Consider the following 22,659-nt stretch of genomic DNA (forward strand, 5'->3'; position numbering starts at 1 on the left):
GAAACGCCGTAGCGCCGATGGTAGTGTGGGGTCTCCCCATGTGAGAGTAGGGCACTGCCAGACACCTATTTAGCCAGTCCGGCTCATAAGCAGAAGCCGGCTGAAGTTCCAGTCAAATGGATAAAAGAAATTCGGTGGTGCGGTAGTTCAGTTGGTTAGAATACCGGCCTGTCACGCCGGGGGTCGCGGGTTCGAGTCCCGTCCGCACCGCCACCGTATTTAGGGGCGTAGTTCAATTGGTAGAGCACCGGTCTCCAAAACCGGGTGTTGGGAGTTCGAGTCTCTCCGCCCCTGCCAGTTAACAACTAAGTAATAATTGATATAGCTTTCAGATTAATAGCCCAGCTAAATTTAGCTGGGTTTTTTCTTGTTTGTAATTTACCTCGTGTTCATTGTCTACTTGTAGAAATTCTCTTTAAAATCCCAATTATTTTCACAATATGGTTCTTATATGGTTCTTAGCTTGTTATAGGCGCTTTTTCGACAGGAATTTTTAACAACTGCTGAATAAATGTTTGTTGATCACTGTTTTGTAACCATACCGCATATAATGGGCGTTTGATTTGTTCTCTATTAGGTGACGTCACCAGCTTAGGATAATCTTCCTGCCAATGAATAGGCAGAAAGGCTGCAGCATTTACGCTATTTAGCAATTCTCGGGCAATATGTGCTGATGTGGTTGTAATGATCGGCGGATAGTCATTTTTTAAGATCTGTTGCTCTTGCTGGTGAAAATCAGCTCCCCACTCCAACTTGATGTAATTTTCTACGCCTTGTTTAAGATTATGTTGCGTTGTCAATAAAACGAGCTGGATGTTACCGATCAATTGACTTTGGAATTCATCCATCTTAGGCGGTTCTGTCGTGATTAAGAGATCTAATTCACGGGAGTGTAGCTGTTTGACTAGAATTTGGCGTGTAGAAACGCGAGATTCAACTCTCATCCCTTGATGATGCTGATAAAAAGTATTCAGCCAAGATATCAGGTAGCCCTCCCATAGGGACGCAGTAGCACCGATAGAGAGTTCTGTATGCTGTGAGACATAACTGATTTCTTTCTTTGCTAACTGCCAAGTATTCATTAGTGATTCTGCATAGGGTACAAGACGTTCCCCTGCGGCTGTCAGGCGAATATTATTGCGATGCCGTGTAAATAAATTGGTACCCAGCTGATTTTCTAATTGGCGGATCCGAAAGCTAACAGCGGATTGTGTTAGATAGAGTGATTCAGCTGCCCGACCAAAGTGGCGAGTCTTACTGACTTCCAAAAAGGTTTTCAGTAATTCAGTGTCCACATGTATCTCCAATAGTTTTTGTCGTTAAGATTTAAATATTTTGTTTTACAGAATGTCAAGCCTACCTAATACTCCGCGCCATAATTAGTATGACAGTAGAGTTAGGAGTGTGTCAGATGGCTGAAAGCTTCATCACGACTAATCGTTTTTTTGATAATAGAAATTATCCACGCGGATTTTCCCGTCATGGTGATTTCACCATCAAAGAGGCCCAATTGCTAGAACGTTATGGCCATGCGTTCAATGAATTGGATCTTGGTAAACGTGAACCTCAAACAGAAGAAGAAAAACTGTTTGTTGCCGTTTGCCGAGGTGAGCGTGCCCCTGCAACGACAGAGGAAAAAGTATGGACAAAGTATTTGGCAAAAATCAGCCGTCCAAAACGTTTTCATACTCTTTCCGGCGGAAAACCGCAGATAGATTCTGCAGAGGACTATACCGATACTGATGATTAATATCATCATTGATAGTAATGATCCATCAAGAGGGGCGAAATAGTCCCTCTTCTAGATTACCCTGCTTGTTTCTGTAGTTGAATAAGTAACCTATCTATGCTCCGGTAGCTGAGTGCTTCCATAATATCTGGTCTTTCTATTCTTTTTTGTTCTTTCAGGTCTGCAATCGTGCGTGAAACTTTGAGTATTCGGTGCCAGGCACGAACAGATAAGCCTAATTTCAGTAGTGTATCTTCCAGAAAAATTGAATCTTCCATCTTAAGTTTACAGGCGCTGTCAGTTTGTTTGCGATTGAGATAAGCATTCACATGTCCACATCGTTCTATTTGCACTTTTCTGGCGATTAGTACCCGTTTTTTGACTTCATAGCTACTTTCGCCATGTTTTTCTGATGACTGGCTTAAGATACCTGGAGGAAGTAAGGGAACTTCAATTGAGAGATCAAAACGATCTAGAAAAGGACCTGATAATTTGGAGAGATAGCGTAATATTTGCTGTGGGCTACTGCGATTGTGCAATCCTTGGTGATATCCCGTTGGGCTTGGGTTCATGGCAGCAATTAGTTGGACTTGAGCAGGGAAACAGACTTTCGCTCTTGCACGGGATATGACTATTTCGCCGGATTCTAATGGCTCACGTAGCGCATCCAGGGCACCTCGGCTGAATTCAGGCAATTCATCCAAAAATAATATACCATTATGCGCAAGGGAAATTTCCCCTGGTTTAGGAATTGAACCTCCACCAACGAGAGCTGCCATTGATGAACTGTGATGAGGCGCTCTAAATGGGCGTGTATGCCATTTTTGAGGATTAACCGAGTTACCCGTTAGGCTGTTGATTGCAGCGACGTCTAGAGCCTCTAGATGCGTTAAGGGTGGTAGTAAGCCACACAATCGGCTGGCCAGCATAGTTTTACCTGTACCAGGAGGGCCAAGTAGAAGAAGATTATGACCTCCAGCGGCGGTAATTTCCAGTGCACGCTTGGCTTGCTCTTGCCCGATAATATCCCGTATATCTAAAACAAGAGGGTCAGCCTGTAACGTAATGGGAGGTGGGGAGGATAAAATGGCGGTTTCTCCTCGCAGGAAGTGGCAGACTTGAAGTAAGTGATTGGCCACCAATGTTTCATTCTGGGATAAGATAGCCAGTTCAGCTTGATTTTCTATGGATAAAATCAATAGTCTTCCTGCTCTTTTCGCACTCAGTGCGGCGGGGATGGCACCCATGACTCGGCGTATTTCGCCAGACAGTGCTAACTCCCCTAAAAATTCATAATTATGCAGCTTATCTGTCGGTATCTGTTCTGATGCTGCCAAAATCGCGATGGCGATAGGTAAATCATATCTTCCTCCCTCTTTAGGGAGATCGGCAGGCGCCAGATTGACGGTGATCCTTTTTGGTGGATAAGTAAAACCGCTGTTGAGCAACGCGCTTCTGACCCGATCTCTCGCTTCCTTGACGGTGGTTTCAGGTAGACCAACAAGCGTTAAGCCAGGCAGGCCATTACTGATATGTGCTTCTATTGTGACAATGGGGGAATCAACGCCTATTGTTGCTCGAGTATAAATGACGGCGAGTGTCATGGTGCTCTCCTTAGCAAGAAAGTCGCTATCATGAATTGATAAAAAATAATAAAAAGTATTTTGTTGTTATTTTGCGAAGAGGCTCGTAAATATATTTACTGCTATTGGTATTTCGAAATTCATTCACTATTTGGTTTTTCTAATTAACATTTTGTTATATATGAATAATTTAATATTTTTAGGTGCTTTTTATAAAGAGAGTGAATGAAATCTGTATGATATTATTCGTCAGTTATTATATATAATTTATATTAATGAATTATCTGTTGTCCCATTTGTTCATAATAATGGGCATAGATAAAAAATATCTGCTTGGATGTTACCCCCTATAGAAAGGTGATTAAGTCGAGTTTTTATTATTTCCTATATTAATTATTTTATTAAACATACAGATGGCAATGTTTTCTGATAGCAAAAAGTATAAATGCCAGTGTATTTATCTGTTTAAATATTTATCTATATGAAAAATATAATTAAAATATTTTTTTGTGAAAAAAATAAAATTAATCGTTGTCAATAATCATGGAAAATGATAACTCTTAAAGATACGTTGAGCATACGAGTTAAAACGAAAAAAATTATGAACACATTTGTCCTAGTGATTAGCCTAATTATCGTGAGCGTGGTGGTGATTATTATCCCACCGTGCGGGGCTGCACTTGGACGAAGGAAGGCTTAAACAGAAAAATAGCCAGATTTCACAAAGACCCCCGCACCGAAAGGCGCGGGGGTTTTTTTTGACACGTAGAAACGCATAACAAAACAACATCACAGCAAGCCATTTACAAGCTAAATACAACAGGGGAATGACAATGAACGGGGCGCAATGGGTTGTACAAGCATTACGAACACAGGGAGTTGAAAAGGTTTTTGGTTATCCTGGTGGAGCAATCATGCCGGTTTATGATGCGCTGTATGACGGGGGAATTGAACACTTGTTGTGTCGTCATGAACAGGGAGCGGTGATGGCAGCAATCGGCTATGCAAGGGCGAATGGTAAACCCGGGGTTTGCATCGCGACATCAGGGCCAGGGGCAACAAACTTAATCACCGGATTGGCGGATGCGCTGCTGGATTCTGTCCCAGTTGTGGCTATCACCGGTCAGGTGAGTTCTGAATTGATTGGCACTGATGCCTTTCAGGAAATCGATATGTTGGGGCTTTCCCTTGCTTGTACAAAACACAGTTTTCTGGTCGATTCGCTGGATAAATTACCCCAGGTCATAGCTGAAGCCTTTACCATAGCAACAAGTGGCCGCCCCGGCCCTGTACTGATTGATTTACCGAAAGATATTCAGTTAGCTCAAAGCGATTTAGCGCCTTACCTGATACCTGTTGTGTCCGAATCTTTTTTCCCTGAACAAGAATTGGAACAGGCTCGTCACATGATGGCCATGGCCCAAAAACCCATTTTGTATGTAGGTGGTGGTATTGGCATGGCTGATGCAGTACCTGAGCTGCGATGTTTTGTTACCGAAACGGGATTACCCGTTGTTTCCACGCTGAAAGGCTTGGGAGCTGCGGATGCCGAGCATGAATGCTATTTGGGGATGTTGGGGATGCATGGCACAAAGGCTGCCAATCTTGCTGTCCAATCCTGTGATTTATTGATTGCCGCTGGAGCCCGTTTTGATGATCGAGTGACAGGGAAATTAAATACTTTTGCCCCCCATGCCAAAGTGATCCATGTAGATATCGATCCTGTTGAATTCAATAAATTACGTCAGGCACATGTTTCATTACCGGGGAATTTAAAAACATTGTTGCCCCACTTACAGCAACCTTTATCGATCGAATCCTGGCAACAGGAAGTCAAAAAATTAAAAAACGAACATACATGGCGTTATGACTATCAAGGCGTAAGTATTTATGCGCCATCACTATTAAAACAGGTGTCTGAACGCAAGCCATTCAACGCGGTAATCACAACTGACGTTGGGCAGCATCAGATGTGGACAGCGCAGCACATGACATTTGATGGGCCGGAAAATTTCATTACTTCCAGTGGATTAGGCACGATGGGCTTTGGCATTCCAGCGGCGATTGGCGCCCAGATGGCTCGTCCGGAAGATATGGTGCTCTGCATATCCGGTGATGGTTCTTTCATGATGAATGTACAGGAGTTAGGTACCATCAAACGTAAGCAGTTACCGATCAAAATTATTTTATTGGATAACCAGCGTCTGGGCATGGTTCGGCAGTGGCAAGAACTATTTTTTGACAAACGTTATAGCGAAACGATCTTAAACGATAATCCTGATTTTATTACCTTGGCAAAAGCTTTTGATATTCCTGGTCAGCAAATCACTGATGAAACCCAAATCAATGCAGCACTGGATGCTTTGTTCAGCAGCGAAGGTCCGTATTTATTACATGTATCCATTGACGAATTAGAAAATGTCTGGCCATTGGTTCCACCAGGCTCAAGCAATGCAACCATGTTGGAGAAGTCATTATGATGCAGCATCAACTTGCTATTCAGGCACGGTTTTGTCCTGAGATTTTGGAACGAATTCTGAGAGTTGCCCGTCATCGTGGATTTCAGATATGTGCTTTGAATATGGATCATACAACAGATAGTGATAATGTAAGCATTGAACTCACAGTCGCCAGCCAACGCTCTGTAAATTTACTTTTTTCTCAACTGATGAAATTAGTCGATGTTGCTGGTGTTGAGATCCGAAACAAAGAATCACAATTAATAAGCGCATAAGGCGCAATTGAAGGAAATTGAAGAATGACAAAGCAAGCTGATTATATTTGGTTCAACGGTGAAATGGTTCCTTGGGCCGATGCGAAAGTCCACGTTATGTCTCACGCCCTGCATTACGGAACTTCCGTATTTGAGGGCGTTCGTTGCTATAACTCTCACAAAGGGCCAGTTGTTTTTCGTCATCGTGAACATATGCGGCGTTTGCATGACTCAGCCAAGATTTACCGTATGCCCGTGAGCCAGAGCGTTGATGAATTAATGGAAGCCTGTCGTGAAACACTCCGTAAAAATAAATTAGTCAGCGCTTACATTCGCCCATTGGTTTTTATTGGTGATGTTGGAATGGGGGTCAATCCTCCAGACGGTTATAAAACAGATATCATTATTGCGGCTTTTCCATGGGGGGCTTATTTAGGAGAAGAGGCGCTGGATCAGGGTATTGATGCGATGGTTTCTTCATGGAATCGTGTGGCAGCAAATACGATCCCAACAGGGGCAAAAGCAGGTGGTAACTATCTTTCCTCTCTGCTGGTGGGCAGTGAAGCACGACGCCATGGCTATCAGGAAGGTATTGCACTGGATGTTCATGGCTATATTTCAGAAGGTGCGGGGGAAAACCTGTTTGAAGTGAAAGATGGGGTGCTGTTTACGCCTCCATTTGCGTCATCAGCGCTGCCGGGGATTACCCGTGATGCCATTATCAAGCTGGCGCAGGATCTTGGTCTGGAAGTTCGTGAACAAATACTTACCCGTGAATCGCTTTATTTGGCTGATGAAGTATTTATGACGGGGACAGCGGCAGAAATCACGCCGGTTCGTAGTGTTGATGGCATTCAGGTGGGTATTGGTAAATGTGGGCCAATCACTAAAAAAATCCAGAATGCCTTCTTTGGCTTATTTGATGGTACGACAGAAGATAAATGGGGCTGGCTGGACGTCGTTAATCCTTAATAAAAAAGACAAAATGTAACAGGCGGCTCGTTCCCTGCCTGTTTTGATTGCTGATACTAATTAGATAAGACACGGGAGTGAAAACAATGCCTAAATACCGTTCTGCCACGACAACTCATGGCCGTAATATGGCGGGAGCACGAGCCTTATGGCGTGCGACGGGTATGACCGATGAGGATTTTGGAAAACCTATTATTGCGGTTGTGAACTCATTTACTCAGTTCGTGCCCGGGCATGTTCACCTGAGGGATTTAGGAAAACTGGTAGCAGAACAGATTGAGGCATCAGGAGGCGTTGCGAAAGAGTTCAACACGATTGCAGTTGATGATGGTATTGCGATGGGGCATGGCGGAATGCTCTATTCCTTGCCTTCGCGTGAGTTGATTGCTGATTCTGTGGAATATATGGTCAATGCCCACTGCGCGGATGCGATGGTGTGTATCTCCAACTGTGACAAAATCACGCCGGGCATGTTGATGGCATCAATGCGCCTGAATATTCCGGTTATTTTTGTTTCTGGCGGCCCGATGGAAGCCGGTAAAACCCGCCTGTCTGATCAGATCATCAAACTGGATCTGATTGATGCGATGATTCAGGGAGCCAATCCCAATGTCAGTGATGAAGAAAGCAATCAGATAGAACGTTCAGCTTGTCCGACGTGCGGTTCCTGCTCAGGCATGTTTACGGCTAACTCCATGAATTGTCTGACTGAAGCATTGGGGCTTTCGCAGCCGGGTAATGGTTCACTGCTCGCCACTCATGCGGATCGCAAGGTGCTGTTTTTAAATGCGGGCAAACGCATCGTCGAGCTGACCAAACGCTATTATGAGCAAAATGATGATAGCGCTTTGCCTCGTAACATCGCGACCAAAGCTGCCTTTGAAAATGCGATGATACTGGATATTGCGATGGGCGGGTCGACCAACACGGTACTGCATCTGCTGGCGGCGGCGCAGGAAGGCGACGTTGATTTCACTATGGCGGACATTGATCGTTTATCTCGTCTAGTACCTCATTTGTGTAAAGTGGCACCAAGCACCCAGAAATATCATATGGAAGACGTACATCGCGCAGGGGGAGTCATCGGGATCCTCGGTGAACTGGATCGTGCGGAGCTTTTGAATCGTGATGTGAAAAATGTTTTGGGGCTGGATCTGCCGCAAACATTGGCTCAGTACGACATCATGCTGACACAGGATGAAGGTGTTAAGAGCATGTATTCTGCGGGGCCAGCAGGTATTCGAACCACTAAAGCCTTTTCGCAGGATTGCCGTTGGCCGTCATTGGACACAGATCGCAAGGAAGGGTGTATCCGTGAACGCACTCATGCTTATAGCCAAGATGGTGGTTTGGCAGTGCTGTCTGGTAACGTCGCGGCTAATGGCTGTATCGTAAAAACCGCTGGGGTGGATGAAGGAAGCCTGACTTTTCGTGGCCCAGCCAAGGTTTATGAAAGTCAGGATGATGCAGTAGAGGCGATTCTGGGAGGCAAAGTCGTTGCGGGTGATGTTGTGGTTATCCGCTATGAAGGCCCGAAAGGCGGTCCCGGTATGCAGGAAATGCTCTATCCAACCACCTATTTGAAATCGATGGGACTGGGTAAAAGCTGTGCTCTTATCACTGATGGTCGTTTTTCAGGCGGAACATCAGGGTTGTCGATTGGGCATGTTTCCCCTGAAGCGGCCAGTGGTGGTGTGATTGGGTTGGTTTATGATGGCGATATCATCGACATTGATATTCCGAACCGTAAAATCCATCTGGATGTTAACGAAACAGAACTGGCAGTACGTACACAGGCTGAACTATCTCGTGGAGATCAGGCATGGACACCTAAATCCCGCGATCGTCAGGTCTCTTTTGCCCTGCGTGCTTATGCTTTACTGGCGACCAGTGCCGATAAAGGCGCTGTGCGCGATAAAGCAAAATTAGGGGGCTGACTGTGGCAGTTTATCCTCTTAATGCTGAGCCAAAGGGAGCGGAATACCTCAAAGCCGCCTTGAGTGCACCGGTTTATGATGTCGCCCAAGTCACCCCGCTGCAAGAAATGGAAAAAATCTCTGCCCGTTTAGCGAATACCATTTTAGTTAAACGGGAAGATCGTCAGTTAGTACACAGTTTCAAACTGCGCGGTGCATACACGATGATCGCGGGTTTGACTGAGGAGCAGAAAGCTAAAGGCGTGATTACCGCTTCTGCGGGCAATCATGCGCAGGGGGTGGCACTTTCTGCCAGCAAAGTGGGTACCAGAGCCATCATCGTCATGCCGATTGCTACAGCAGATATCAAAGTTGATGCAGTCCGCAGTTTTGGTGGTGAAGTCCTGTTATACGGTGCTAATTTTGATGAAGCTAAAGCAAAAGCCATCTCGGTGGCAAAAGAGCACGGTTATACCTTTGTACCGCCGTTTGATCACCCTGCCGTGATCGCGGGGCAGGCAACACTGGCAATGGAACTTTTACAGCAGGATGTCCACCTTGATCGCATTTTTGTGCCGGTTGGTGGTGGCGGTTTGATTGCGGGTGTTGCAGTACTGATCAAACAACTTGTACCGGAAATGAAAGTCATCGGAGTGGAGGCCGAAGATTCTGCGTGTCTGAAAGCGGCACTGGAAGCAGGGCGCCCGGTTGACTTACCGAGAGTGGGGCTGTTTGCGGAAGGCGTTGCAGTCAAGCGTATCGGTGATGAAACATTCCGTTTATGCCAGCAGTATGTCGATGATGTCATTACGGTGGATAGTGATGCCATCTGTGCCGCCATGAAAGATATTTTTGAGGATGTTAGGGCGATTGCCGAACCTTCCGGTGCTATGGCACTGGCGGGTTTGAAGAAATATGTACAGCAGCATCAGATTCAGGGAGAAAGGCTGGCGCATATTCTCTCAGGTGCCAACGTGAATTTTCATGGTCTGCGTTACGTTTCTGAACGCTGCGAACTAGGAGAACAGCGCGAAGCATTACTGGCTGTCACAATACCTGAGCAAAAGGGAAGTTTCTTGAACTTTTGCCAGACGTTGGGAACGCGTGTTGTGACCGAATTTAGTTACCGTTATTCGGATGCGACTAACCCTGCTGAAGCCTGTATTTTTGTTGGTGTACGGCTGAATCGTGGCAATGCAGAACGTCTTGAAATCATCAATGAGTTGAAAGCATCGGGTTATCAGGTCGCTGACTTTACCGATGATGAAATGGCAAAACTGCATGTTCGTTACATGATCGGTGGCCGTCCTGCCAAGCCATTACAGGAACGGCTATACAGTTTCGAATTTCCTGAATCGCCGGGAGCTTTATTAAAGTTTTTGCAGACACTGGGAACACACTGGAATATCACACTATTCCATTACCGCAGCCATGGGATGGATTACGGTCGCGTATTGGCTGCCTTTGAACTTTCAGGTGCGGAAGTGCGTTTTGATCGCCATCTTGATGATTTGGGTTATGAATACCATGATGAAACGAATAATCCTTCTTTTAACTTATTGTTGAAATAGGATTCTTTGATCATCGGCATAAAAAATAGCACCTTGGCAGGTGCTATTTTCAGAATAAAGAATTTTTCACAACATCCCCCAAAATGCTTTAACCAATGGTTCCTGTAAGCGCTTACTCAGCGTACAGACGCCTAACTCAAATGGTTCGACCAGCGCAATATTCTCTAATAGGGATATACGATTGCGTACAGGTTCTGGGCTATTTTCGACGACAACCGCCGGGATCAGCGCGATACCGCAACCTAACGCGACCATCGAAACAATGGCTTCATGGCCTGAAACGGTAGCGTAAATCAAAGGATTAGGGATTTTATTCCGGCGGAACCACAGTTCGATGCGTGTACGTGAAGGCCCATGTTCCGGCAGAATAAAAGGAATGGCATTCCAGTCAGGTTGTTCCTGTGTGGCAAGTGTTCTCACAGCACAAGGCAGGGAAGGGGCAATCAATACCAAAGGGATTTCGCCTATCTTGGTAAAACTGACATTATGGGGCAGTTTCTCCGGTTTGCCTGCAATGCCTAAATCGGCTTGGTCAGATTGGATCCTATCGACGGCATCAGCGGCATCTCCCGTTGTCAGTTTTATTTCTACCAAAGGGTGCTCTGCCCGAAATTTATCCAGTACCTGCGGGAGATGGCTATAAGCCGCTGTAACTGAACAGAACAGGCGTAATTCACCGCTCAATGAGGGACTCTGGTGATTTAATGAGTGACGTAACTGTTGATATTGCAGGAGCGTCTGCTGGGCAAATTGTTTTAGCTGTTCACCTGCGAAAGTGAGCTTGACTGTCCGGTTATCCCGCAGAAATAACGGATGCCCTAATAGTTCTTCAAGTCGTTGGATTTGGCGTGAAAGTGTGGATGGACTGACGTGTATAGCTTTGGCCGTGCGTCCAAAGTGACAACTTTCTGCAAGATGTAAAAACAGTTTTAAATCGCGTATATCCATCGAGTTCTGGCCTTCTTACCGTGACAAGTTTAACGTTGCATAAAATGCAACATAGTCTTGTTAATATATCAATTTAAGCAATGGCTTTCATGGCATATATTGAAACGATGCAAACGACCTCACAACAATAATATCGGAGTCACCATGGCTAATTATTTTGATACGTTGAACCTGCGCCAGCAATTAGCGCAGTTAGGCAAATGTCGTTTTATGGCGCGGGAAGAATTTGCTGACGAAGCAGGATATTTAAAAGGCAAGAAAGTGGTCATTGTCGGCTGTGGTGCGCAAGGGCTTAATCAGGGTCTAAACATGCGTGATTCTGGTTTGGATATTGCCTATGCATTGCGTCAAGAAGCGATTGAAGAAAAACGCGCATCATGGCGTAAGGCAACGGAAAACGGCTTCAAGGTCGGCACCTATGAAGAGTTGATCCCACAGGCCGATTTGGTCATTAACCTGACACCAGACAAACAGCATTCTGCGGTGGTTCAGGCAGTTCAGCCTTTGATGAAAGAAGGTGCAGCACTGGGATATTCTCACGGTTTCAATATCGTGGAAGTGGGCGAGCAGGTTCGTAAAGACATCACCGTCGTGATGGTTGCGCCTAAATGCCCAGGTACGGAAGTTCGCGAAGAATATAAACGTGGTTTCGGTGTCCCTACTTTGATTGCCGTGCATCCAGAAAACGATGTGAAAGGTGAAGGCATGGCCATCGCAAAAGCATGGGCTGCCGCAACGGGGGGTCATCGCGCTGGTGTGCTGGAATCTTCTTTCGTGGCTGAAGTGAAATCAGACTTGATGGGCGAACAGACCATTTTATGCGGTATGTTACAGGCAGGTTCTCTGCTTTGTTATGACAAGCTGGTGGCAGAGGGAACAGAGCCGGGTTATGCCGGTAAGCTGATTCAATTTGGCTGGGAAACCATCACGGAAGCACTGAAGCAGGGCGGTATAACATTGATGATGGATCGCCTGTCCAACTCAGCAAAACTGCGTGCTTATGCCCTTTCCGAGCAGTTGAAGGTTATTTTAGCACCGCTGTTCCAGAAACATATGGATGACATCATTTCTGGAACGTTTTCTTCTACCATGATGGCAGACTGGGCAAATGACGATAAAAACCTGCTGACTTGGCGTGCAGAAACAGGCCAGACACCATTCGAAAACTACCCGGATCACAGCGGCAATATCAGCGAGCAGGAATACTTTGATCATGGCGTGCTGATGATAGCGATGGTCAAAGTTGGGGTGGAGCTGGCGTTTGAAACTATGGTGGATGCCGGCATTATTGAGGAATCAGCCTATTATGAATCGCTGCATGAACTGCCATTGATTGCGAATACCATTGCTCGTAAGCGTCTGTATGAAATGAATGTGGTGATTTCCGATACGGCGGAATATGGTAATTATCTGTTCTCTCACGTTGCGGTTCCATTACTGAAAGAGAAATTTATGGCTACCTTGCAGGCAGGGGACATGGGTAAACCCGTGGCAGACAGCAGTATCGACAATGCCCAATTACGTGATGTTAACGAAGCGATTCGTCACCATCCGATTGAGACAATTGGTCGTACTCTGCGTGGTTATATGACCGATATGCAACGCATTGCAGTGGGTGGATAATTTGCTCATCAGGCCGATCTGATAGAGATGGACTCCCATAAAACAACGCCCGATGAAATTCTCTCGGGCGTTGTTTTTTTATGGGGGTTTACAGGCTAAGCTGTTGTTTCAGATCATCGATTGCCTGACGCTGTAAAGTTTCAAAAGGCGCTCTTGGTTGCTGCAATTCAAGCATGGCAAGAGTCGGATCAATGACTTCAGTGCGAACGCCAGACAATTCTTCCATTACGGCCAAGCCACAGAAAGGCACATAAGCTTCGGAATAACCGCCTTCGTGCACCATCACCAGCTTGCCATGACAGAGTTCATCCGCCATTTGCTGCATCTTGCGGGTCATCTCGCGGAAACTGTCACTATGCAGCTGCATCCGTGCCAGCGGATCAAAGCCATTGGCATCATAGCCACAGGCAATGATAATCAACTCAGGCTGGTAGCGTCGCAGTGCCGGCATGACAATTTGATCCATGGCATACATGTAGCTGTCATGACCCGCCCCAGCCATCAGTGGAATATTGATATTGAACCCTTCACCCGGACCTTCACCGATATCGCTTTCGCCGCTGTAACCTGCCGGATAGCAGCGATCCTGATGCAGTGAAATTGTCAGTACATCATCCCGTTGCCAAAAGATATGTTGTGTTCCATTGCCGTGGTGCACATCCCAGTCGACGACTGCTACCCGGCCAAGGCCCAGTTGCTCTTTTGCTTTTTCAATCGCAAGAGAAATATTGGAGAGGAAACAGAAGCCCATGGCTTGATCGGGCAGGCAATGATGGCCAGGTGGGCGAGAAAGGCTGTAGGCATTATCCAGCTCATCCTGCAAGACGGCTTTTACTGCTGCATAGGTTAGCCCCGCGGACAGTTTGGCAATTTCATAACTGCCTGCACCCAGTGACGCTTCAGACCCCAATGTACCGCCACCGTTATCGCTCAGGTACTTAAAGCGCTGTAAATAAGATTCTGTGTGAACGAGCCTTAACGTTGCTTCATCAATAGGCTCTGCACTCATTAGCTCTAATGAGTGACTTAAACCGGAAACATCCATTAAGCTTTTCATTCTGCGTTTGGTTTCTGGTGATTCGGCATGTCCTGCCCCGCACGGTGGCTGTATCCATCCACCTACGGGAAATATGAAGGTATGTTGGGAACCCGTATTGTGCCAGAAACAGAGTTCATCAAAGAAAAAACCAGTTTTACGTAGCATATTGCACCCATTTTATTGCTTCGATGATAATAAGATTATAGTGCTAATTAAGTTAAACAGATATTATGTGTTACTGTAAATAGAGGTTCACTATTGCATAGAAGAAGGGAATAAATCTATTTTTATAGAAATAACTTTAATCTTTATCACAAAATTAAATTATAAATAATAATGATCACGTGACTAATTAAAATTGTTACTAAATATGAAATTTTTGTATTAATTAATTTATTGATTTTTAAATAAAAACATTGAAATAAATATTTATTATCATGATTTGACAAGGTAATAAATAATATATAATCAGGATGTTTTTTCGCTAATATGTACGGATGTTAAATAATAAGTGTTAAATAACAATAGGATATAAATTGTTATCGCTAAGGTTATGGTTGGTGTTTATTAATATTAAGATGAAGAATAATATTAATGAAAACAGAATATCGTAAAAATTTATTTTTTCTTAATAATATAGTTACTGAAATAGAATAAATAATTTTAAAAAAGACTGGAGCGTATTTATGTATGATAAGTATCTGTAAATATTCTATTTTAGCTCATTTAGCTTTGTTAAGTTAATAATGAAAATCAATATTTAATTTGTTAATGGTTTATTATGAAAAACGTTTATTGTTTTTTATTTAAATATAATTTGAAAAACAATTTTCATATAAATTAGGGTTAAAAAATAGAATGACTTAATTATTTTATCTCGTGATAACCAATTTATGTAAAGGAAACTTCCTTTCTGCTACACTTCTTACCCCTGATGTTTATCCTGATATAGCCCTCTAAAGAGTATGCGATTAAATCCTAGTCAACAACAAGCGGTTGAATTTGTCACAGGGCCTTGTCTGGTTCTGGCAGGTGCAGGCTCCGGCAAGACCAGAGTGATCACCAATAAAATTGCCCACCTGATCCGTGCCTGTGGTTATCAGGCGCGTCATATTGCCGCAGTGACTTTCACCAACAAGGCGGCACGGGAAATGAAAGAACGTGTCGCTCAGACTTTGGGGCGTAAGGAAACCAGAGGGCTGATGATTTCGACTTTCCATACTCTGGGCCTGGAAATCATCAAGCGTGAATATAAAGCGCTGGGCATGAAGAGTAACTTCTCGCTGTTCGATGATCAGGATCAGAGGGTATTGCTGAAAGATCTGACGGCGGATTTACTGGAAGAAGATAAAGATCTACTGCAAAAACTGAACTCCAGCATTTCCAACTGGAAAAATGATCTGATGTCACCAGAGCAGGTGATTAGACAGGCTCGTTCGGCGCAGGAGCATCAATTTGCGGAGTGTTATCGCCGTTATGATCTGCATTTGAACAGTTGCAACGTTCTCGACTTTGATGACTTGATTACCAAACCTACGTTGCTGTTAATGCAGAATGAAGAGGTTCGGGAACGCTGGCAAAATAAAATTCGTTATCTGCTGGTGGATGAATATCAGGATACCAACACCAGCCAGTATCAATTGGTGAAACTATTGGTGGGCAATCGGGCGCGTTTTACTGTGGTGGGTGATGATGACCAATCCATCTATTCATGGCGTGGTGCTCGCCCACAAAACTTGATCCTGCTGAATGAGGATTTTCCTCAGTTGAACGTGATCAAACTGGAACAGAATTATCGTTCATCAGGACGGATATTGAAGGCCGCGAATATCCTGATTGCCAATAATCCCCATGTATTTGAGAAGAAACTGTTTTCAGAACTGGGCTATGGCGATCCGCTCAGGGTGATCGAAGCGAATAATGAAGATCATGAAGCGGAGCGAGTGGTGGGAGAATTGATCGCTCATCACTTTATTAATAAAACCGAATATAAAGATTACGCCATTCTATATAGAGGCAATCACCAGTCTCGTATTTTTGAAAAAATGCTGATGCAAAACCGTATTCCTTATCGCATTTCTGGGGGAACTTCATTCTTTTCCCGCCCTGAAATAAAGGACTTACTCTCTTATCTGCGGGTGTTGACCAATCCCGACGATGACAGTGCATTTCTACGGATCGTCAATACCCCACGTCGAGAAATCGGCGCGGTGACAATCCAGAAATTGGGCGAGTGGGCAAATCAGCGTAACAAAAGCTTGTATTACGCCAGTTTCGATCTCGGTCTGGAGCAGAGTCTTACAGGGCGCGGGTTGGCTGGCCTACAGCACTTTACCCACTGGATGGATGAAATTTCCCGCCAGGCCGAGCGTGAGCCATTGCTGGCAGTGCGGGATTTGCTGCGCGGTATGGACTATGAAAGCTGGTTGTATGAAACGTCACCTAGCCCAAAAGCGGCTGAAATGCGGATGAAAAACGTCAATCAGCTTTTTACTTGGATGAGTGATATGTTTGAAGGGGATGATCTTAATGAGCCAATGACACTTCCGCAAGTTGTGGCGCGTTTTACCTTGCGAGACATGCTGGAACGCGGGGAGGAAGATGGGGAATTGGATCAGGTTCAGCTGATGACACTGCATGCCTCCAAGGGGCTGGAGTTCCCTTATGTTTTTCTGGTAGGCATGGAAGAAGGTTTGTTGCCGCATCAAAGCAGCATTGATGAAAATAATATCGACGAAGAGCGACGTCTGGCTTATGTCGGGATTACCCGAGCGCGACGGGAGCTATTTTTTACCCTCAGCAAAGAGCGTCGTCAGTATGGTGAGCTGATTCGGCCTGAACCGAGCCGATTTTTGCTGGAGTTGCCGCAGGATGATTTGCACTGGCCGAGAGGCAAAAAGATGATCAGTGCGGAAGATCGAATGAAGCAAGGGCAATCGCGTCTTACCGATATCAAATCCCGTTTGGGGCTTGGTCAAAAAAACAGCGGTAAATAAAATCTGATGAATACCCTGTATTCGCGTTGAATACAGGGATAGGTAGATTATCCGAGATGGGAGTTATTCTGCTCTTCAAGGAACAATGTCCACTGAATATAACTTTGCAACTGGATTTCCTGATGTAAGGCTTCAGCCCTGAGTGGATGCTGCATTTGCCACTGATAGGGCAGGGTGATGGTGAGCGTCTCATTTTCAACCCGCAGCCGCAAGGCCGGCAAAGTATCGTCTCGCCGACGGCTGGCCAAAATAATGGCCAGACGCAACAAGCGGCATAATTGCTGTGCCTGTAACGGTGGCAAGGCATTTTGCTGACTGAGTGAGGCCAGATCGACAGGGCCGCTTTGATTGTTCAACAGCGTTGCCAGCAATCGTTTTTGAGCGGGGGTATAACCGGGAAGATCCAAATGACTGATGAGATACGCTGAATGAGCCGGGCCTTGGCGAAAATCGACACACAGGCCGATTTCATGAAGTAGACAGGCGCTGGTCAACAACTCGCGACATCGTGCATCCAGATTCCATACCGTGGCGACCTGCTGACAAAAATGTTCGGCCAGTTGTTTGACGCGCAGAGCTTGTTCAATATCCAGTTGAAAACGGTGTTGAATATTGCACAGAGTTCTTGTACGGATATCCTGCTCAATGGGTAAATTCAGCATCCCATAAACCAGCCCCTCACGCAGTGCGCCCCCCGCAAGGATCATGCTTTCGATGTTCAGTGCCTGAAAGATGGCAATTAAAATTGCCAGCCCGCTAGGGAAAACTAATGCCCGCTCCAATGTCAGCCCGTCGATTTCAAGCTCTTCCAGCTTGCCGCATTCAATCGCCTTGTATTTAAGCTGTTGTAGCTTCGGCAGGGTGATAAGTTCATCCATTCCCTGTGCAATCATGATTTCCTGCAACGCCTGTACTGTACCGGAGGCACCAACACAAATCTGCCAACCCTGCTTAAGCAGGGTCGTGGTGATAGGGGCGAGAATATGATGGGCAGCGGATTCTGCCTGTGCAAAGTTTTCTTCTGTCAGGCTGCGATCATTGAAGTAGCGTTCCAGCCAAGTGACACAGCCCACTTCAAGGCTGAACAACAGATTGGCTTTTGCTCCGGTGCCTGTAACCAATTCTGTACTGCCACCACCAATATCCACCACAAGACGCTTTTCAGACCCACCTGTCGTGTGGGCAACACCTTGATAAATCAGCCGAGCTTCTTCTTCACCACTGATGACTTTGACTGGACTCCCCAATATTTCAGAGGCTTTCCCGACAAAATCAGCCGAATTTACAGCCAATCGCAATGTTGCCGTAGCGACAACGCGGATCTGCGAGGCAGGGATATCCTGTAAATATTCGGAAAATAGGCGAAGGCACTGCCATCCCCGCTCCATTGCCTGTTGTGATAAATGATTATTTTTATCCAACCCGGTGGCCAGCCTGACCTTGCGCTTGATGCGGGTGACCACTTGAATGCTACCAGACACTTCACGGACAACCAGCATGTGAAAACTGTTTGAGCCTAAATCGATAGCGGCATAGAGCGAAGAAGAACTCAGCATAGTATTATTCAGCCTGGATGTTTACGGTTGCGAGTTGGATTTCCACGGCGCGACATATTGGTGCGGCGTGGGTGCCCTCCTGAACGAGCGCGGTTACGGCGCTTGGGTACAGGTAAATCCATCAGCAGTGCATCACTGTTATATTTGCTTACCGGGATCTGATGCTGGATATACTCTTCGATCGACGTTAGATTCAGAGCGTACTCTTCACATGCCAGACTGATTGAATGACCGCTTTCTCCTGCACGACCCGTACGGCCAATGCGGTGGACGTAATCTTCACAGTCGTCCGGCAGATCATAGTTAAATACATGGGTTACCAAAGGAATATGCAGACCGCGGGCAGCAACATCAGTGGCGACTAGAATATCCAGATTTCCCAGACTGAACTCTTCCAGAATACGCAGACGTTTTTTCTGCGCAACATCACCCGTCAGCAGACCAACACGATGCCCATCGGCAGCCAGATGCGCCCAGATATCTTCGCAGCGGTGTTTGGTATTGGCAAAAATGATGCAGCGATCTGGCCACTCTTCTTCCAGCAGGGTCTGTAACAGACGCATCTTTTCTTCATTGGAAGGATAAAACAGCTCTTCCTGAATGCGATGCCCCGTTTTCTGCAAGGGCTCCACTTCTACATATTCAGGGCTATTCATCTGTTCAAAGGCGAGTTCACGCACTCGATAAGACAGGGTAGCGGAAAACAGCAGATTCATTCGCTGAGCGGCAACAGGCATCCGGCGGAACAGCCAGCGGATATCTTTGATAAAGCCCAAATCGTACATGCGATCTGCTTCATCCAGTACCACAACCTGAACCGCATTAAGATTGACATATCCTTGTTTGGTGTAATCGATTAAACGACCGGTTGTGCCAATCACGATATCGACGCCAGATTCCAGAACCTTAAGCTGCTTATCATAGCCGTCGCCACCGTAGGCGAGCCCCATTTTCAGTCCCGTGGCTTCTGCCAACTCCTCCGCGTCAGAGTAAATCTGGACGGCTAATTCGCGGGTGGGGGCCATAATCAGCGCCCTTGGCTGATTGGTTTTGTGATCTGCCGCAGCAGGATGGGTCAGTAAATAATGAAAAGTAGACGTCAGAAATGCTAGCGTCTTGCCCGTTCCGGTTTGTGCCTGCCCCGCAACATCTCGGCCTTCGACAGTAAAAGGCAAAGTTAGCGCCTGTATTGGCGTGCAGTTGGAAAAGCCCTTTTTATCAAGGGCTTCAATGACCTTGGGGTGCAATGCGAAGTCGGAAAACTTCTTTTCTGTCAAATGTGTTTTGCTCATAGTGTGGTAGAATATCAGTTAACTATTGCTTTAAGAAAGTGTATCCGCTGAAATAAAGACACGTTTATGTTGGTTAATGTACACTGGGACCGTAAAAAATTTTACTTTGGAGCAAAAATAATGAACGAGAAGATTATAAGTGATCGTATCATCCATTTGGCTGATGCGGATTTTGATGCAAAAAAATTAAACGTAAAAGGCGCAGTTCTGGTCGAATTCTGGGCTGAATGGTGTGGTCCTTGTAAAATGATTGCCCCTATTTTGGACGAAGTTTCCGAAGAATACGCAGGCAAGCTGACAGTTGCCAAACTGAACGTTGATGATCACGAACAAGCACCAAAAGCTCATGGTATTCGCGGTATTCCAACACTGATCTTGTTTAAAGATGGTGAAAAGGCCGCAACGCAAGTAGGTGCTTTGTCAAAAACGCAACTGAAAGCGTTTTTAGACTCACATATCTAATTTAGAGTCTGATCACAGTAATCACGGGCGTTTAGCGGATAAAGTGATTTATCTTACTGACCGCTAGACGTCTGCAACGAAGCGTGGTAAGTTAGCAGTCATGTGCTTGTATGAAGCATTGCATCAGTGGATTCTTCAATTTATATAAAGAATTGACATTAAGCGTGTTACATACTAAACAATCTGTAGTGTCTGATAAATCTGTTATCTCTGGTTCATCTGAAGTATCTGATGGCATATCGCATTTGGCAAAGTATTTGAGAGCATATATACGGGAATCATTCGGTATATAGCTTGGTGCTGACAGCGTCTCTATGTTAAGCATCTTTATGTCGCGATTTTTTATATCTCAATCGTTATTGAGATAGTATTTGCTGAAGTTGTGTTTACTGAGACAGTACTCACACTGAGATAATGCTTACGATAAGATAGTTTTTATGATGAGATAGTTCTTATATTTGAAATTAACTACGTTTCGTTACTATTCTCTCAGCCGTGTTTTGACAGTTTGTCAGCCTTATTTTGAAATCAATCTGAGTACTTCAAACTATTGCCTTGTAATATTAGTTAATATGTTAAAAGGTTTTATTCGTTTCTGGTACAAATAAACAGGCACCGATAACGCTGCCATACCATTCACGTTCATAGTTCGAGATATACCCCGAGTTAAAGAACCCACCATTATGAATCTTACCGAATTAAAGAATACGCCGGTATCTGAGTTGATTACTCTCGGCGAAAATATGGGGCTGGAAAACCTGGCTCGTATGCGCAAGCAAGACATTATTTTTTCTATTCTCAAACAGCATGCGAAGAGTGGAGAAGATATTTTCGGAGATGGGGTACTGGAGATATTGCAGGATGGATTTGGTTTCCTCCGTTCCGGAGACAGCTCCTACCTTGCAGGTCCCGATGATATCTACGTTTCTCCTAGCCAAATCCGCCGTTTTAACCTCCGTACTGGTGATACCATTTCAGGTAAAATTCGCCCACCAAAAGAAGGTGAACGCTATTTTGCCCTGTTGAAGGTTAACGAAGTTAACTTTGACAAGCCTGAAAACGCCCGTAATAAAATCCTGTTTGAGAACCTGACTCCACTTCATGCTAACAATCGTCTGCGCATGGAGCGTGGCAATGGTTCTACTGAGGATTTGACTGCCCGTGTTCTGGATTTGGCCGCACCTATTGGCCGTGGTCAGCGTGGCCTGATTGTTGCTCCGCCAAAAGCGGGTAAAACCATGCTGCTGCAAAACATTGCGGCTAACATTGCCAACAACTACCCAGACTGCGTCTTGATGGTTCTGCTGATCGATGAACGTCCAGAAGAAGTCACTGAAATGCAGCGTCTGGTAAAAGGTGAAGTGATTGCTTCAACCTTTGATGAACCTGCTTCCCGTCACGTACAAGTGGCTGAAATGGTTATCGAAAAAGCAAAACGTCTGGTTGAACACAAAAAAGACGTTATTATCCTGCTGGACTCCATTACCCGTCTGGCTCGTGCGTATAACACTGTAGTTCCTGCTTCCGGTAAGGTACTGACCGGTGGTGTGGATGCTAATGCACTGCATCGTCCAAAGCGTTTCTTTGGTGCGGCCCGTAACGTTGAAGAAGGTGGCAGCCTGACCATCATCGCGACTGCGCTGGTTGATACGGGTTCCAAGATGGACGAAGTTATTTACGAAGAATTTAAAGGTACAGGTAACATGGAACTGCACCTGTCCCGTAAGATCGCTGAAAAACGCGTCTTCCCTGCCATTGACTACAACCGCTCTGGTACACGTAAAGAAGAATTGCTCACTACGCAGGATGAACTGCAAAAAATGTGGATCTTGCGTAAAATCATCCATCCGATGGGCGAAGCTGATGCGATGGAATTCCTTATCAACAAACTGGCTATGACAAAAACAAACGAAGAATTCTTCGACTTTATGAAACGTTCATAGTTTGTAAATGATAAATAGTCATTTCGTCAAAACGCCACATTCTTGTGGCGTTTTTTTTATCAAGGGATTAACTTGTTCGCCTGAAATGGTACATATTTTGCATCTTTTTCATCAGATTAAGTGAGTGTTTTCTGGGCGCAGCCATTTACAAATGCTTAGGAAACCATTATTAATCACGCTCTACAGCTTACGTTGTCTATTTGCTTTATTTTTATACATAGCAGAATGTCTTCTTTTTAATAGGGAGCTTATGGATTTGGTGTCGAATGGAACATCCATAAGCCAATGAATAATAGATGATCCATCATTATTTTTA

At 45.2% G+C, this 22,659-nt stretch carries 17 protein-coding genes and 2 tRNA genes; 13 read left to right on the forward strand and 6 right to left on the reverse strand.

The annotated features are described in order from the left end of the window. Positions 1 to 136: 136 nt before the first annotated feature. Positions 137 to 213, forward strand: a tRNA-Asp gene (locus tag NXS07_RS07075). Between the two features lie 8 nt (positions 214 to 221). Beyond that, a tRNA-Trp gene (locus tag NXS07_RS07080) sits at positions 222 to 297 on the forward strand. A gap of 161 nt (positions 298 to 458) precedes the next feature. Here NXS07_RS07080 and hdfR read toward each other — a convergent pair. Continuing rightward, positions 459 to 1,295: an HTH-type transcriptional regulator HdfR gene (gene hdfR, locus NXS07_RS07085; RefSeq protein ID WP_038192797.1), complete on the reverse strand. Its 837-nt coding sequence runs from the start codon at positions 1,293 to 1,295 to the stop codon at positions 459 to 461. A 116-nt stretch (positions 1,296 to 1,411) separates the two neighbouring features. Here hdfR and NXS07_RS07090 point away from each other — a divergent pair, with 116 nt between their 5' ends. Further along, positions 1,412 to 1,750: a MaoP family protein gene (locus NXS07_RS07090; RefSeq protein ID WP_038192796.1), complete on the forward strand. Its 339-nt coding sequence runs from the start codon at positions 1,412 to 1,414 to the stop codon at positions 1,748 to 1,750. Positions 1,751 to 1,806: 56 nt separating this feature from the next. On the opposite strand, the gene NXS07_RS07095 is transcribed toward NXS07_RS07090, so the two are convergent. Next, positions 1,807 to 3,333 (reverse strand): YifB family Mg chelatase-like AAA ATPase, encoded by a 1,527-nt coding sequence (locus tag NXS07_RS07095; RefSeq protein ID WP_258086450.1) that lies wholly within the window; start codon positions 3,331 to 3,333, stop codon positions 1,807 to 1,809. A gap of 580 nt (positions 3,334 to 3,913) precedes the next feature. Between NXS07_RS07095 and ilvL the strand changes: the two genes are divergently transcribed. The 6 genes from ilvL to ilvA all read left to right on the forward strand — a co-directional run bounded on the left by ilvL (position 3,914) and on the right by ilvA (position 10,484). Beyond that, positions 3,914 to 4,012, forward strand: coding sequence for an ilv operon leader peptide (gene ilvL / locus NXS07_RS07100; RefSeq protein ID WP_071647081.1), 99 nt, complete (start codon positions 3,914 to 3,916; stop codon positions 4,010 to 4,012). 133 nt (positions 4,013 to 4,145) lie between these two features. Further along, the gene (gene ilvG / locus NXS07_RS07105; RefSeq protein ID WP_258086451.1) at positions 4,146 to 5,792 is read left to right on the forward strand and encodes an acetolactate synthase 2 catalytic subunit; all 1,647 of its coding nucleotides are present in this window, start codon (positions 4,146 to 4,148) and stop codon (positions 5,790 to 5,792) included. Beyond that, positions 5,789 to 6,046, forward strand: a complete 258-nt coding sequence (gene ilvM / locus NXS07_RS07110; protein ID WP_038192792.1) for an acetolactate synthase 2 small subunit — start codon at positions 5,789 to 5,791, stop codon at positions 6,044 to 6,046. Before ilvG ends, ilvM begins: the two co-directional genes overlap by 4 nt. 24 nt (positions 6,047 to 6,070) lie before the next feature. Continuing rightward, the gene (locus NXS07_RS07115; RefSeq protein WP_258086452.1) at positions 6,071 to 6,997 is read left to right on the forward strand and encodes a branched-chain amino acid transaminase; all 927 of its coding nucleotides are present in this window, start codon (positions 6,071 to 6,073) and stop codon (positions 6,995 to 6,997) included. 86 nt (positions 6,998 to 7,083) lie between these two features. Continuing rightward, the gene (gene ilvD, locus NXS07_RS07120) at positions 7,084 to 8,934 is read left to right on the forward strand and encodes a dihydroxy-acid dehydratase (RefSeq protein ID WP_238097871.1); all 1,851 of its coding nucleotides are present in this window, start codon (positions 7,084 to 7,086) and stop codon (positions 8,932 to 8,934) included. A 2-nt stretch (positions 8,935 to 8,936) separates the two neighbouring features. Continuing rightward, positions 8,937 to 10,484, forward strand: coding sequence for a threonine ammonia-lyase, biosynthetic (gene ilvA / locus NXS07_RS07125; RefSeq protein ID WP_038221391.1), 1,548 nt, complete (start codon positions 8,937 to 8,939; stop codon positions 10,482 to 10,484). Between the two features lie 66 nt (positions 10,485 to 10,550). On the opposite strand, the gene ilvY is transcribed toward ilvA, so the two are convergent. Next, on the reverse strand, positions 10,551 to 11,432 hold the full coding sequence (gene ilvY, locus NXS07_RS07130) for an HTH-type transcriptional activator IlvY (protein ID WP_038192784.1): 882 nt from the start codon (positions 11,430 to 11,432) through the stop codon (positions 10,551 to 10,553). A 144-nt stretch (positions 11,433 to 11,576) separates the two neighbouring features. Here ilvY and ilvC point away from each other — a divergent pair, with 144 nt between their 5' ends. Next, positions 11,577 to 13,055 carry a ketol-acid reductoisomerase gene (ilvC, locus tag NXS07_RS07135; protein ID WP_258086453.1) on the forward strand — a complete coding sequence of 493 codons (1,479 nt, stop codon included), beginning with the start codon at positions 11,577 to 11,579 and terminating at the stop codon, positions 13,053 to 13,055. A gap of 88 nt (positions 13,056 to 13,143) precedes the next feature. Here the strand turns inward: ilvC and NXS07_RS07140 are convergent, their stop codons facing one another. After that, a complete protein-coding gene (locus NXS07_RS07140) occupies positions 13,144 to 14,259 on the reverse strand; it encodes a class II histone deacetylase (RefSeq protein WP_258086454.1) in 1,116 nt (371 codons plus the stop codon). Positions 14,260 to 15,059: 800 nt separating this feature from the next. Between NXS07_RS07140 and rep the strand changes: the two genes are divergently transcribed. Next, positions 15,060 to 17,090 (forward strand): DNA helicase Rep, encoded by a 2,031-nt coding sequence (gene rep / locus NXS07_RS07145; RefSeq protein WP_038207822.1) that lies wholly within the window; start codon positions 15,060 to 15,062, stop codon positions 17,088 to 17,090. A gap of 47 nt (positions 17,091 to 17,137) precedes the next feature. On the opposite strand, the gene gppA is transcribed toward rep, so the two are convergent. Together gppA and rhlB are read right to left on the reverse strand one after the other, a co-directional pair. Beyond that, the gene (gene gppA / locus NXS07_RS07150; protein WP_258086455.1) at positions 17,138 to 18,646 is read right to left on the reverse strand and encodes a guanosine-5'-triphosphate,3'-diphosphate diphosphatase; all 1,509 of its coding nucleotides are present in this window, start codon (positions 18,644 to 18,646) and stop codon (positions 17,138 to 17,140) included. An 8-nt stretch (positions 18,647 to 18,654) separates the two neighbouring features. Continuing rightward, complete coding sequence (gene rhlB / locus NXS07_RS07155; RefSeq protein WP_038192774.1) at positions 18,655 to 19,938, reverse strand: ATP-dependent RNA helicase RhlB; 1,284 nt, start codon at positions 19,936 to 19,938, stop codon at positions 18,655 to 18,657. A 135-nt stretch (positions 19,939 to 20,073) separates the two neighbouring features. Here rhlB and trxA point away from each other — a divergent pair, with 135 nt between their 5' ends. Continuing rightward, positions 20,074 to 20,400 carry a thioredoxin TrxA gene (gene trxA / locus NXS07_RS07160; protein ID WP_038192803.1) on the forward strand — a complete coding sequence of 109 codons (327 nt, stop codon included), beginning with the start codon at positions 20,074 to 20,076 and terminating at the stop codon, positions 20,398 to 20,400. Positions 20,401 to 21,083: 683 nt separating this feature from the next. Next, positions 21,084 to 22,343, forward strand: coding sequence for a transcription termination factor Rho (rho, locus tag NXS07_RS07165; RefSeq protein ID WP_012990443.1), 1,260 nt, complete (start codon positions 21,084 to 21,086; stop codon positions 22,341 to 22,343). The last annotated feature ends 316 nt before the right edge of the window (positions 22,344 to 22,659 follow it).

This window comes from Xenorhabdus bovienii (assembly GCF_024721015.1).
Classification (GTDB): Bacteria; Pseudomonadota; Gammaproteobacteria; order Enterobacterales; family Enterobacteriaceae; genus Xenorhabdus; species Xenorhabdus bovienii.